Below are 13,608 nucleotides of genomic sequence, written 5' to 3' on the forward strand. Positions count from 1 at the left end.
ATGAAAAACCAACTTCGAATTATTGGGGGTGACTGGAAACGTCGTCAACTACCTTTTGCCAGCATTGAGGGTTTACGCCCGACGCCTGATCGAGTACGCGAAACCCTGTTTAACTGGCTTATGTGGGACGTACAAAATGCACAGGTTTTGGACATTTGTGCAGGATCTGGTGCCTTGGCTTTTGAAGCCTTATCGCGTGGTGCGGCCTCAGTCGTCATGATTGAACCAGATCGTACTCAGGCACAATTCCTGACCCAGAATCTTGAACTTTTACAAGTCACCAAAGCACGCGCCCAATTGAAAATAGCAACGGCGCAGCAAGCTTTAACCAGCCTGCAAACACAATTTGATCTGGTTTTTCTCGATCCACCGTATAGCCTGAACTTATGGGAAGAGCTGGCATTACAGGCAGATCATCTGGTGAAAAATAATGCTTATATTTATGTGGAAGCAGACCGTGATCTACAGTTGCTTAAATTACCAGCATCATGGCGACTCATTAAAAATACCAAAGCCGGTACAGTGCGTGCAGGGCTTTATCAAAAAAGTGTTTCTTAAATAAAGTCACAATTAAGACCCATTAAAAAAGGATTCCGCGGTGGAATCCTTTTTTGTCAATAATAGTCAAACTGAAAGATGCGAGAAGTATTTTAGTCACGATCACGGCGCCAATCACGGTTGTCACCTCTGTCACGCTTCCAATCCCGATGATCTCTATGCTCCCGATTTTTCCAGTCACGATCCTTGTGGTCTCGATCATAATGTCCGTTGCGATCCCGGTGATCACGAGAACCATCATCCCATGGATCAACCACACAACCAGTTAATGACACTGCCAATACAGAAAGTAAAATCGCTTTTTTAATCATGTCCCTAATCTCTTTACTTCACCCTATCAGTATCAGGCGAGTTCATGGAGACTAAACGAACTCATTGTTGCTCTGTTGTAGTGATTTATGCATTTTTTATGCAGGAATAAAAAACTCATTCCTTATTTTCGTTTTAATATTTTACGCACATTTGAACTTTAATTTGCATAAATACAGCTAACTAAAAGCTTGGCTTTTGCCCTGATCTTTAGAATACTGCTGCCTTTCCTTCTGACCTTACCTTTATGACCTGGCTGTTATTTATTCTTGGTGCAATGGTCGCTGGTTTCGTACAGGGGCTGACCGGTTTTGCCTTTGCCCTGATTGCCATGTCATTCTGGGTCTGGGTATTGGCTCCGCAACTGGCAGCGCCCTTGCTGGTATTTGCTTCCATCTGGAGTCATTTAATTTCACTGACTCAGGAACAGAAGCCACCCATATTATCTAAACAGTGGCTACTGCCTTATTTAGTGGCGGGTCTGATTGGCGTACCGCTCGGCACTTACCTGCTGCACATCATTCAAGCTGATACATTTAAATTAGTTTTGGGCATTTTTCTGGTGCTCTGGTCTCCGCTGATGCTGCTCAATCCACACATCAAAACCATTCAGCGCTCGGGAAAAATAGCCGACAGTAGTATCGGATTGATGGGTGGAATATTAGGCGGACTTGGTGGTTTTTGTGGAGCCGTCCCTTCAGCATGGGTGATGTTGAAACAACTCCCGAAAGCCCAGCAACGCTATATCTTGAGGCATTTTAATTTTGCAGTTCAGGTCTTCGCACTCGGTACCTATCTATGGCAAGGTATGATCGATCAAAGTCATTTACCCTATATGGCAGTGTTAATAGTTTTTGTCAGTATTCCGGCCATTTTAGGGGCAAAACTCTTCTATAAAATTTCTGAACTGCTGTTTAAACGTATTATCCTAAGTTTGCTGTTCAGCGCCGGCTGTTTTCTTATAGCGTCCCAATTCATTTAAGCCCAATCTCATGCAGAGTTGGTTTACTTTGCCTCAGGCTTGAATCCGCTGACATAACTGCTATGTTAGGGCCAATATTTCGTAATATAGATCATCATTATGCAGATTCGTGATCAGATTGTTCTCGTTACCGGCGGAGCACGTGGCTTGGGTTTGGCGATTACTCAAGCCCTATTGGCAGAAGGTGCTCGCGTCGTCGTCAATTATCATAGCAGTCAGCAAACCGCCGAACAGCTTGCGCAGCAGTATCCCGAGCAGGTCTTTATTTATCAGGCCGATGTCACTCAGGCTGATCAGGTACGGACTTTATTTGCTGCGGCAAAAAAGCATTTCGGGGAAGCGATTCATGCGGTCGTCAATAATGCGCTGATTCAGTTTGAATTTAATGGGGATGATCGCCCTAAGGTTGAAGATTTAACTTGGGAGACCATGTCACGTCAATTCAGTGGTGCAGTACAGGCTGCCCTCAATACCACACAAGCCGCACTGGACGATATGAAGCACACGGGTTTTGGCAGGATCATCAATATCGGCACAAACTTGGTGCAAAATCCGGTGGTTCCTTATCATGACTATACCGCAGCAAAAGCGGCTTTATTGGCCTTTACTCGCACTACGGCGCAGGATTTGGGACAATATGGTATTAATGTCAATATGCTCTCTGGCGGTCTGTTACAAACCACAGATGCCAGTAAGGCCACCCCAGATTTTGTCTTTGACCTGATTGCTCAATCCACGCCTTTACGCCGGGTGATTACCCCGGAAGAATTTGCAGCTGCAATCCTGATGTTTTTGTCGCCGTATTCACGTGCTGTCACAGGACAAAACCTGATTGTGGATGGTGGTTTGGTCAAAGGCTAACTCTTTAGAAAATGAACATAGTTTTTAAACTCTATTGTTCCATTTTTTAACCATTTGGTAGATTAAAAAGGTTTTGTGACCGGGTTTTACTTCTACAATACGGTGTTCCCATAAAACCTTTTGTCTATTTTCTATGAAATTTATCACGACATTGCTCAGTACCTTATTGCTGGCAGGTTGTATGTCTAGCGATCTGAAAAAATCGGAACAGCTGCTGCAAAATTTCCAGTGCTCCCAGATCGAGATGTCACAGATGTCGCATACCAGTATGACCGATTATTATCAGCATTCGCTCTATAGCACAAAATCCAAGGCCGAAGCGTATATCGAGCATTATCACCAAGGTGAAAAGTTATTTGATATTCCCTTATCGGAAGTTGTGCAACAGCAATATGAGCTGTATAAAAGTGCCTGTCAAAGCCTCGGTGGAATTTTACCCGCTTCTGAAAACTAAGTAGTATTTGTCTGATATTCTTAATTCTTAGGCAATAAAAAAGCAGGGAAAATACCCTGCTCTTTTTACAACGCAATTTTAATTCTGATAATAACGCTGATCGACACTGAAACATTCAGGGAATTTTGGCTGAATATCTGCATAAAATGCCATGATTTCCGCCATATCTTTTTCATAATCCCCTGTCGGATAAACAATTTTACCTACGCCAGTTTTTTTCTTGGCATAGTCCATATAAGCCAAAGCAATCGGCACACCCGCATTGATCGCAACATGATAAAAACCGGTTTTCCACTGTTCCTGTTTGGCACGTGTTGCTTCTGGTGTGACCAGCATGACCAGTTTGGGATGGGTCTTAAATAAATCCGTCATCACCTGCACCATGCTCGGACGCGGCTCACCCGGCTGCTTAGGTCGACGGTCAATCCCGATTCCGCCCATCGCCCGTACAAAAGGCCCCAATGGAAATTTCATATAACTGTCTTTAATGGTTAAGCGAACATTCACACCTAACGCTTTCAAAGCCAGACGCGCATAGAGTGCATCCCAGTTACTGGTATGAGGAGCAGCAATCATGACACATTGCTCTAAATCTAGTGGCCAGTGATTATCAATTTCCCAACCCATCATGTTCAGACTTTGTTCTGCTAACTTCTCAAACACCTTATGCACCAGTTCTATTCAAATCTGCGCAGATTCTAGCAATCTAAGCAAATATAGATAGTGCAAATTGCACAACAAATAACCAATTAATCTATATTTGTATAATTAGATTTTTCAAATAAAAAATGAATTAAACACTTATACATTTCAACTTAATTTACCCATCAAGCAGCACTCAGGTTTGACTACCTCGCTCCATCAACGATGATTGTGAAATAAATTCAAGAGTTTATTCACTGAAATGCTCCTAACCTCCTCATTTTGGGATATGGCAAAACATCACGTCTTTTTATACTTCCCTGACATTATAATTTCAGGAAGATTCTAATGAAAAAAACTTTACTTTGCCTTGCTTTAGCGGGGTTAATCACGGCATGTGGCGGTTCGGACAATGATTAAGCCATATGAAAATATTCTTCGACAGCACTCAATTAAAAATTTCGGAAGCCCAAAATCCAGATGAAAGTGCAATTTTTACGAAAATTACCCCTCATAATTCGGGAATTATAGGTGCTTGGAGCTCAGGTTCGGGTAAACAATTATTCGTTTTCAAGGCAAATCATACATATAACCTAGTTGATGCTATCGGGCATGATCAAGTCGAAAGTGGAGACACATCTTAGTGGAGCGGGAATCGAATATGGTAACTACCAGATCCGAGATAGTAAATTATTTGTAGATTGTTCAGATCATTGATACCAATGGTTGTGCAGGTCTTTCCGAGACTCATGCACATTTAGGTTTGTCAGGTACAATTGATGCTATTATCCTCACATTGACGGGAAGTGGCGAAGGTAGTTTTACACTCTCTCGACTCAACTAAAATAAAATCAACTCAGACAATCCCATCAGAAGATGGCGTTATTTTAATCAATATGTTCAAACTGAATGGTACAACCCATCAATAAATGCATCAGTTCGATTTGCGAACAACATTGGGTTTTTTCATAAATATTTTTAAAATACGTCCGTACCGAACTCAACGTAATGCCACACTGTTCTGCAATATCTTCTATTTTATAACCATTAATTAACAATTCACATAAATCAAACTCTCGCTTTGACAGATGATAACATTGCTGTAGATAAGCTCTAGACAGTGAGTAATGCTGGTTCTTGTCGGTCATAAATAATGCAATCTGGTGCTGATCTGCTTGTAAAGGTTGAATATTTCTTAATTTTTTAAACGGCACGATTGTGAGCATTAATTGAGACCCCGTACTATCACTCAGTGCCAAGACTCCACCGACCTCAGCCTGAACCGTTGTAGCATCCAGTAAAGCACTTTCTAACAACTGATCAAGACGTGCCTGCTGAGAAGGATGGATTTTTAGATGATTATGTCTATCCAGATCCAGACATGAACTTTGATGAATCATCTGCTGTGCCACAGGATTGGAATAGCTTAAACACAAGTTTTGATCAAGCAGCATAATCCCTGTTTTTAAACCCTCCAATAGCGTATACAAGTTTAAATTATCTTGTTGAATCAAGCTGATTTGCCGGTGAATTTGTAAAGCCCGGCGTAAATGAATACTGATGCGTCTTAAAAAATCCAGCTCAGGCTGTTCAAAAGGCTGTACTTCAGGTGCACGATGAATACCCAGTACCGCCCAACGATAATTTCCCCGATCCAGCAATACGCCAGCCAGATAAGATACACCGCTAGGCTTTAAACACTTCTCATAGAACACATAGTGATCCGTACCCGGCTGTTCTGCATAGTGCTGACAGTTATGACTCAATGCATCCCCCATCTCAATATCATTCCATAAGGGCATATGCAGTTTCATATCAATCACTCTGATACGTTCATCCTGATAGGCAGCCAAACTTTCATTCGGGATATTATACGTGTGAACAAAATCATAGCCTGGATTAAGCTGATCCAGACCGGTAAAAATTGCACTCTTACTTTTAGTGTAGCTCACGATATCTTCGATCACCTCTAGCCACAAAGCTGGCAATAATGCAGCATCATAAATTTTTGCAATAAGATTATTTTCTTGTTCTAATTTCATTGCTGCCTCATTTTTTATAGTTCTTTCTTAATCATAGCGCCAAGCAGCCCTTGGTGAAACGACATAAAATACCTTTAATATTTTATGAAAATCCCTGAAGTCTATTGATTGATGAATAACTTTGATCTGATTCACCTAATGAATCAAACTTTAACAAGATTGCTCTATTTATCTATACAGACTGCTTTTAATGTAATTAGCTAACAAATAAATCCATAGGATCAAAACAATGAAGAAATTTATATTCACCGCTGCGATGGCAGTCGCTATTTCATCAACGTTGACAGCATGTTCAAAACAGAATGACAATGAGCCAATGAATCATAATGCACCATCCAGCCCAGCGATGACGGAGCAAAATAACTCCGGTACCAATCTGACTCGGGCTGATAGCGCAGAGACCTCATTAGATTGGGCAGGTGAATATGAAGGTGTATTTCCTTGTGCCGACTGTGAAGGCATTAAAGTCGAGTTACAGCTTAATTCAGATAAGACTTATGAACTGAGTGAAGAATATTTAGGGAAAGCTAATAATAATGAATTTGAGCTCAAAGGCAGTTTTAGTTTTGATCCTCAGGATCCGTCACTCATCACATTAGATAACAAAGCTGAAAACCGTAAATTCTTTGTTGGCGAAAATTTTATCGAAGCACGTGATGTTGAATCAGGTAAAAAAATTGAGAGTAATTTAAATTATAAATTAGTTAAAAAGTCTTCATCATAATTTTGTAAAGAATAAAAAAATCCCCGCAATAGCGGGGATTTTATTTCAACTATGTTGAAGGTAAATTATTTACCGCCAAACACATATGAAACACCTACACGGCCACCAACTTCATTACCGCCAGCGAAACCAAGAGCAGCACTTACAGAAGTACGACCATCAGCAAATACGCTTGCAACACCTAGAGCACCAGCAGACTCACCTTCATAGTGACCTACACCGCCAAATACAGCGAATTGGCCAGCACCGATATTAGGAATTTGTTGTTGAGCAGCTAATGCAATTGCTACACCACGATAAGCAGTTTTTTCTACGTCATCAATACGAGAGTTCAACTGATTTACACGGCTATTTAATTGACCAGCTGTTGTCTTGAATTCAGTTAAACGTTCATCAACTTCAGCAACTTTAGCATCGATAGCTTCAGTAGCGCCAGCTACAGCACCATCAACAGACTCTTTAATGTTATCAACGATACTTACACCATTGATACGGAAGTCACCAGAATCTACATAATCAGCAGTGATTGTAGTCTTTTTAGTAGATACTTGACCTTCTGCATTCGTTGTTGTTTTCTTAACTTCTAAACCATAAACATTTGAATTATCAGTAGCATCTTTAGCAATAATACCTAAATCTACTGATTGTTCTTTTTGGTTACGAGCACCTTGTTGATTACTATTAGTAGATAATTGACTTACAATCGAACCAGCAGCATCAGTTGTTTGACCAGTCAAACGCGAAGCATCATATTCAAATGATTTTTCACTATACGTAACTTTTTGGTCAGAAATTACATTACGTACACTTGAGTCACGGTAAACACCAGTAACAGTTGTCGCTGCACCACCAGCAACTAATTTGTCTGCTGTTAGCACATCTTTAGAGTCAAGGTATTCAACAAGAGCATTTTCTTGACCTGTAAAATACTGCTTCTCTTGAGTAGTAACATCTGTTACAACCCATACATTCTTGCCAGCAACAACATACTGACTCACAAGTTGATTTGCACTATTTGTTGTTGCCACTAATGATGTAATACCGTGACGACCATCCACAGTTTCAATATCACCATTTGCTAATACGATATTGTTTGTTTGCAAACCTTTACCAGTAAGTGTAGCAACACTGTTACCATCTTTAGCACTTACACCATAAACATTTGATGTAACATCACCTAAAACTTTTTGTGTTAGAATACCAAGTTCAACTGATTTTTCGTTGTATTGGTTTTCTGTGGCAACGTCACGAACGAACTCATTTGTCGGACCATTTGGTGCAGTTGTAGCACCCTCAAAAACCGAGGTTGAATTAGTAGAAGAAATTTGGCCATACTTAACCGTTTCATTATTAATACGTTTAATTTCTTCAATTTCACCGTTGCGATTAAATGTTGAAGTAACAACACCACCCTCTAAGAAATTCTCTTTTACTAATTTAGTCGAATCAAAATCTGTAACTGCAATCTGAGTTAAGCGATTTGCATTTTCAACGTAATAAGTTTTTGTAGCCTCAGCATTCTCTGCTTGGCGTGCAATAACCTCAACGATAGTCTGACCATTGATACCATATTTAGCAACAAGAGCGTTTGGATCTGTATAACCAATATTGCCTAATGAAGTTGGCAACTTGCTACCATAATCAGCAGCATGGGTCTCACCTGTCTGATATAAATACGATGTATCTTGACTTAAAGCTTCTGCATAATAGTTGTTCAAGACTTCAACAGGACTAACCTGTTGTTGTACATTACCATATACATCTGTCCAAGTATGTGCTGCATTAGCTGATACTGCTGCTACTGCAAGGCTAGCTGCTAAAAGTGTCTTTTGAAATTTCATGTAAATTTCCTTCAATTTTTATAAAAAGACTGGTTTACCCTAGGATTGATGTAAACCAGCAAAACTGAGTTGAATGTCTGGTTGTTCTGGAGACCGCCATCCACTCCCTACCGCTGCTATAGCGGTCTTGAGGCAATAATATACAAAACAAAACAAAAAGATCAATCAATATTTGATTTATTTTTAAATTTAAAGTTTATAACAGGTCAGTAAAACGCAGGAGTAATTTTTAAGTAATTGTTTTTATTAAATATTAAAAAATAAAACCTATAAATCAATAACAACTAATTAATGGATTGATGAACTAATATTGGTTATAAGCTGAATTAAACATAAAATCAGATAAACAAATAAAAATTACAAATAATTACAACAAGATAGGCTAAAAAACTTTGTTACAATTGAAATATGAGTCGAGTTTTCTTAAAATTATGCTCTTAAAATCATTGTAGTATTTTAAATACATTTTTAAGATAAAACTTATAAAGTGTATGATGAGATAGAAAGAGAGAACTTAATTTATGAGCAATCAGCAAGAAAAAAAATTATTTGCTGAACGATTGAAACAAGCTTTACTGGATGCTGCACACCCTATTAGCCCTACTTTTTTATCTAGGGAGTTCAATCACCGTTATGACGGCAGCCCAATTTCAGTACAATCTGCGAATAACTGGTTATTAGGTAAGGCCATCCCTAGCCAAGATAAGCTTTCTATTTTAGCAATCTGGCTAAATGTATCTAATCAATGGCTAAGATTTGGAGACCAGGATATTAGTCCGAGTGCTCAGATTTCAGAACATGATATTGGAGATCTAGACTATTATCTGAAGTTTCGCGCTTTAAAAAATCATCATAAAGATATCATTAAAAAGTTGATTGATGAGTTAAATCAATTGTAATTTTTATGCGTGAAATAAGCTAAAATTTTTTTATGCTCATGTTCATATATCCGTAAACGATCTTCATATTCCTTTAATTTTCGGTATAAAGACTTTAATTCACATTTACTAATCAATACCAGTTCAGAATGATCCTCTGAACTTTTCCCCTCATTATTTATAACTGTACTGTTCATATAGCCGCACATCAATTATATTTTAATTAAATCATAAATCAAAAATTTATATATTCCAAGATCAAATGTTACAAAAATAAACATTAATCAATTTTTCAATAGAAAGTGCTGCCTTGTTGGCATTCTCTAATCTAGATCAAACTTATGTCTCAAATTTTACTCTATTTTTTATTGAAATCGTACTTTTTTATCAAGAAATAAAAAAAATCCCTACCTGAGGTAGGGATTTTTCAAGATCAAATGATCAACATGAATTACATCATGCCGCCCATACCACCCATGCCGCCCATATCAGGCATTGCAGGCTTGTCTTCTGGAATATCCGTGATCATACATTCAGTTGTCAACATTAATGCAGCAACAGAAGCAGCATGCTCAAGTGCAGAACGCGTTACTTTTGCTGGGTCAAGAATACCCATTTCGAGCATATCGCCATAAACACCTGTTGCCGCGTTATAACCGAAGTTGCCTTCGCCATTTTTCACAGCATTGATCACCACTGAAGGCTCATCACCCGCATTCGATACGATTTGACGAAGCGGCGCTTCAATCGCACGACGTAGAATGTTGATACCTACATTTTGGTCATCATTCGCGCCAGTTACGTTATCCAATACTTTCGCTGCACGTACCAGTGCAACACCACCACCTGCAACCACACCTTCTTCAACCGCAGCACGCGTTGCATGAAGGGCATCATCTACACGGTCTTTCTTCTCTTTCATTTCAACTTCAGTCGCAGCACCGATTTTGATCACTGCAACACCGCCTGCCAATTTAGCAACACGTTCTTGAAGTTTTTCTTTGTCATATTCAGACGTCGATTCTTCAATTTGCGCACGGATTTGCTGAACACGTTCAGAGATTTGACCTGCATTACCCGCACCATCCACAATCACTGTGTTTTCTTTAGATACAGTCACTTTATGTGCAGTACCTAAATGTTCAAGTGCAGTTTGATCTAGCTGCATGCCAATTTCTTCAGAAATCACCGTACCGCCAGTCAAGATCGCAATGTCTTGCAGCATCGCTTTACGACGATCACCAAAACCAGGTGCTTTAACTGCACATACTTTGATGATGCCGCGCATGTTGTTGACAACCAAAGTTGCCAACGCTTCGCCTTCAACATCTTCAGCGATGATCAAAAGCGGTTTACCTGTTTTCGCAACAGCTTCAAGCACTGTGATCAACTCACGAATGTTGCTGATTTTTTTGTCAACCAGAAGAATGAACGGATTTTCAAGCTCCGCAGTTAGCGTGTCTTGCTTGTTTGCGAAGTATGGCGAGATGTAACCGCGGTCAAACTGCATACCCTCTACCACATCTAGAGAATCTTCAAAGCCTGAACCTTCTTCTACAGTAATGACACCTTCTTTGCCCACTTTTTCCATTGCTTGCGCAATCAGTTTACCTACAGTGGTGTCAGAGTTTGCAGAGATCGAACCGACTTGTTCAATCGCTTTAGAATCAGACGCAGGTTGAGCAGTTGCTTTAATTTCAGCAACCAAAGATCTAACAGCGATATCGATACCGCGTTTCAAGTCCATTGGGTTCATACCCGCTGTAACTGACTTGATGCCTTCGTTCAAAATTGCTTGAGCCAATACAGTTGCAGTGGTGGTACCGTCACCTGCGATGTCATTAGTTTTAGAAGACACTTCACGAACCAGCTGAGCACCCATATTTTCGAATTTATCTTTCAGGGTGATTTCTTTGGCAACCGTTACACCATCTTTGGTGATGTGCGGCGCACCGAAAGAACGGTCGATCACAACGTTACGGCCTTTAGGACCTAGTGTTACTTTCACTGCATCTGCAAGGATATTCACACCAGCAATCATTTTGCTGCGCGCTGAATCACCAAATTTTACGTCTTTAGCTGACATTTTTGACTCCAAATACTTTTAATATCTTTTAAATTCTGATGAATATAAGACGACTTTAAACGGAAATTAAGCAAATACCGCTAAAATGTCAGATTCTTTCATAATAAGAAGTTCTTCGCCGTCAACTTTCACAGTTGTACCCGCATACGTACCGAACAATACTTTATCGCCAACTTTTACATCTAGTGCACGTACACCATTGTCAGTGATTTGACCATTACCTACAGCAATGATTTCACCTTGAGCTGGTTTTTCTGCAGCAGAACCAGGAAGTAAAATACCGCCAGCTGTTTTAGTTTCTTCTTCAACACGACGAATAACAACGCGGTCATGTAATGGACGAATGTTGCTCATATTTAACTCCATCAGACTAAGTCTTTTTAGGTCACTGATGACGACTTAATTATTCCATGGGTCATCATCAAAAATTTTTGATGTCACTTTTATGGAGATGGAATAAAACGCTTCAAGGGCAAAAATGAAAAAAAATTGCTTTTTTTTAACGAATACTGATTTTTCGTCTATTTATTCAACATATCAGGCTTTAACAGAAAGGACTGGGTCACGTCATCGAATAAATACTGGGAAATTTTTCCTGATGCATCAATCAGATTAAAACTATTTGGCTCTTTTTTATGTAGCCGATGCGAGGCTGAAGTACCTGCATGTACATCATAAACAGGATGATCTGCCCCCAAATCAAAGATCAGGTTCAAATCATAAACCGCAGGTTGATGCAGATGTCCATGCAAGACTGCAAACAGGCCATGTGCTGCCCAAGCTTCTAAAGCAATTTTGGCCATCAATGGACTATCCTTAAAACCGCGCTTATTTTGAAAAGGCACATAGAACGGTTGATGGCTGACAATAATTTTTAATTTGGAAGAAGGCGCTTGGCCTAATTTCCGATCAATACGCTGAATCTGCTCAAGCGATAAATGCCCTTTGGTGTGATAGCGGCGCCGGATTGAGTTCACCCCCACCAGATAAAAGTTGTCTGTTTCAAGTGTGGGTTCAAGTTCACCAAAAAAAAGCTGATAACGGGTAAATGGATTGAACAGCCGATTCCATAAATGATAGAGCGGAATATCATGATTACCCGGAATTACCAGATAAGGTGTCTCAAGCTGATCTAAAAACCGTTTACAGGCCAAAAACTGGCTTAAACGTGCGCGTTGGGTCAGATCACCACTGACGACGACCGCTTCCAGAGGATGAGTCTGACAGAACTGTCGAATTGCCTCTAAACACTCGGGTTTTTCTGTCCCAAAATGCAGATCAGACAGATGCAGGATCATGCGGCACCCTTACACTCAGGCTGTTTTTTAAAACAGAAATATTGAGGGGCGGCGCCATTTCTACGATTTCGCCATCAATCGCCACCATCAATTTCTTGGATCTAGATTCGATACGGACTTGATCGGCTGCAAAACTGTAAACATCCGAAGCCTGATCAATCTTGCCACGAACCAACTGATACACAAGCTTAAATAAAGTTAGCTTATCACTTTTAGAAACCACTACTCCTGCGACTTTACCCTGCTCTGCTGCTTTGGCAATCTGCATTTTCATATCTGCCAGTTGCAAGGGATTGTTGCCAAAAAAGATCAGCGGTGTTTTTACCGGATATTTCTTGTGATCTACCCAGATTTCCAGTTTCAGTTCCTTACGGTCGCGAATCAGCACATCCAGTGCGGAAGTATAGGCATGTAACGGCAATCGACCAAACCGCCGGTTATAATCTTCACGTTTTTTGATAAATAAGGGATACAGACCCAAACTGGCATTATTCAGATAAATATCCTGATTAATTTGGGCTACATTGATACGTTTAGATTGTCCCGTGGCAATCACTTTAGCGGCTTCAATTAAATCCAGGGGAATATCTAATAATCTGGCTACATAATTAAAAGTACCCAAGGGTAAAATTCCAACAGAAATTTGCGTATTCAATAAATGTTTGGCGACTGTATTTAAAGTACCATCCCCACCTGCTGCCACCACGATACCTGCTTCATCCGACGCTAAATGTCGTGTCAACACCTCCGCCATAACGTGATCAAATTGCTGTGAATCATTGATTTCATAAGCTTTAGTCTGATAACCTTGCGCTGAAAATATTTCAGTCAATTGTTCATAGATCCCTTCTGGCCCTTGTATGCGAAAACCAGCATTATGATTATAAATAAGCGATAAGGGTTTAGATTGATTAGACATTTTTCGCACAACTT

15 protein-coding genes are annotated in these 13,608 nt (G+C 39.9%); 7 read left to right on the top strand and 8 right to left on the bottom strand.

The window, feature by feature from the left end:
• Window positions 1-558: a 16S rRNA (guanine(966)-N(2))-methyltransferase RsmD gene (rsmD, locus tag FTU42_RS07740; protein WP_005096323.1), complete on the top strand. Its 558-nt coding sequence runs from the start codon at window positions 1-3 to the stop codon at window positions 556-558.
• A 92-nt stretch (window positions 559-650) separates the two neighbouring features.
• Here rsmD and FTU42_RS07745 read toward each other — a convergent pair whose 3' ends face one another.
• Window positions 651-869 (bottom strand): hypothetical protein, encoded by a 219-nt coding sequence (locus FTU42_RS07745; protein ID WP_005171910.1) that lies wholly within the window; start codon window positions 867-869, stop codon window positions 651-653.
• 245 nt (window positions 870-1,114) lie between these two features.
• Between FTU42_RS07745 and FTU42_RS07750 the strand changes: the two genes are divergently transcribed.
• The 3 genes from FTU42_RS07750 to FTU42_RS07760 all read left to right on the top strand — a co-directional run bounded on the left by FTU42_RS07750 (window position 1,115) and on the right by FTU42_RS07760 (window position 3,164).
• Entirely contained in the window at window positions 1,115-1,849 is a 735-nt protein-coding gene (locus tag FTU42_RS07750; protein ID WP_100328797.1) for a sulfite exporter TauE/SafE family protein, read from the top strand.
• A 99-nt stretch (window positions 1,850-1,948) separates the two neighbouring features.
• On the top strand, window positions 1,949-2,710 hold the full coding sequence (locus tag FTU42_RS07755; protein ID WP_159138045.1) for a 3-oxoacyl-ACP reductase: 762 nt from the start codon (window positions 1,949-1,951) through the stop codon (window positions 2,708-2,710).
• Between the two features lie 133 nt (window positions 2,711-2,843).
• Window positions 2,844-3,164, top strand: a complete 321-nt coding sequence (locus FTU42_RS07760; protein WP_005096317.1) for a hypothetical protein — start codon at window positions 2,844-2,846, stop codon at window positions 3,162-3,164.
• Between the two features lie 78 nt (window positions 3,165-3,242).
• Here FTU42_RS07760 and FTU42_RS07765 read toward each other — a convergent pair whose 3' ends face one another.
• On the bottom strand, window positions 3,243-3,791 hold the full coding sequence (locus tag FTU42_RS07765; protein ID WP_171294118.1) for a 1-acyl-sn-glycerol-3-phosphate acyltransferase: 549 nt from the start codon (window positions 3,789-3,791) through the stop codon (window positions 3,243-3,245).
• Window positions 3,792-4,231: 440 nt separating this feature from the next.
• On the opposite strand from FTU42_RS07765, the gene FTU42_RS07770 reads away from it, so the two are divergent.
• Window positions 4,232-4,450 (top strand): hypothetical protein, encoded by a 219-nt coding sequence (locus FTU42_RS07770; RefSeq protein ID WP_180083220.1) that lies wholly within the window; start codon window positions 4,232-4,234, stop codon window positions 4,448-4,450.
• Window positions 4,451-4,693: 243 nt separating this feature from the next.
• Here the strand turns inward: FTU42_RS07770 and FTU42_RS07775 are convergent, their stop codons facing one another.
• Window positions 4,694-5,848 carry a LuxR C-terminal-related transcriptional regulator gene (locus FTU42_RS07775; RefSeq protein WP_180083221.1) on the bottom strand — a complete coding sequence of 385 codons (1,155 nt, stop codon included), beginning with the start codon at window positions 5,846-5,848 and terminating at the stop codon, window positions 4,694-4,696.
• Between the two features lie 229 nt (window positions 5,849-6,077).
• On the opposite strand from FTU42_RS07775, the gene FTU42_RS07780 reads away from it, so the two are divergent.
• Window positions 6,078-6,572: a copper resistance protein NlpE gene (locus FTU42_RS07780; protein WP_180083222.1), complete on the top strand. Its 495-nt coding sequence runs from the start codon at window positions 6,078-6,080 to the stop codon at window positions 6,570-6,572.
• Window positions 6,573-6,637: 65 nt separating this feature from the next.
• Here FTU42_RS07780 and FTU42_RS07785 read toward each other — a convergent pair whose 3' ends face one another.
• The gene (locus FTU42_RS07785; RefSeq protein WP_180083223.1) at window positions 6,638-8,413 is read right to left on the bottom strand and encodes a YadA C-terminal domain-containing protein; all 1,776 of its coding nucleotides are present in this window, start codon (window positions 8,411-8,413) and stop codon (window positions 6,638-6,640) included.
• A gap of 521 nt (window positions 8,414-8,934) precedes the next feature.
• On the opposite strand from FTU42_RS07785, the gene FTU42_RS07790 reads away from it, so the two are divergent.
• The gene (locus tag FTU42_RS07790) at window positions 8,935-9,312 is read left to right on the top strand and encodes a hypothetical protein (RefSeq protein ID WP_180077226.1); all 378 of its coding nucleotides are present in this window, start codon (window positions 8,935-8,937) and stop codon (window positions 9,310-9,312) included.
• 430 nt (window positions 9,313-9,742) lie between these two features.
• On the opposite strand, the gene groL is transcribed toward FTU42_RS07790, so the two are convergent.
• The 4 genes from groL to FTU42_RS07810 form a co-directional block, all read right to left on the bottom strand.
• Complete coding sequence (gene groL / locus FTU42_RS07795; RefSeq protein WP_180075194.1) at window positions 9,743-11,377, bottom strand: chaperonin GroEL; 1,635 nt, start codon at window positions 11,375-11,377, stop codon at window positions 9,743-9,745.
• Window positions 11,378-11,443: 66 nt separating this feature from the next.
• Window positions 11,444-11,731 carry a co-chaperone GroES gene (groES, locus tag FTU42_RS07800; RefSeq protein ID WP_005096311.1) on the bottom strand — a complete coding sequence of 96 codons (288 nt, stop codon included), beginning with the start codon at window positions 11,729-11,731 and terminating at the stop codon, window positions 11,444-11,446.
• A gap of 167 nt (window positions 11,732-11,898) precedes the next feature.
• Window positions 11,899-12,675 carry a metallophosphoesterase gene (locus FTU42_RS07805; protein WP_005171918.1) on the bottom strand — a complete coding sequence of 259 codons (777 nt, stop codon included), beginning with the start codon at window positions 12,673-12,675 and terminating at the stop codon, window positions 11,899-11,901.
• Window positions 12,656-13,594 carry a diacylglycerol kinase family protein gene (locus FTU42_RS07810; protein WP_159138047.1) on the bottom strand — a complete coding sequence of 313 codons (939 nt, stop codon included), beginning with the start codon at window positions 13,592-13,594 and terminating at the stop codon, window positions 12,656-12,658. The genes FTU42_RS07805 and FTU42_RS07810 overlap by 20 nt, the downstream gene beginning before the upstream one ends.
• Window positions 13,595-13,608: the final 14 nt, after the last annotated feature.

It is taken from the genome of Acinetobacter sp. YH12102 (assembly GCF_013419125.1).
GTDB classification, from domain to species: Bacteria; Pseudomonadota; Gammaproteobacteria; order Pseudomonadales; family Moraxellaceae; genus Acinetobacter; species Acinetobacter pseudolwoffii.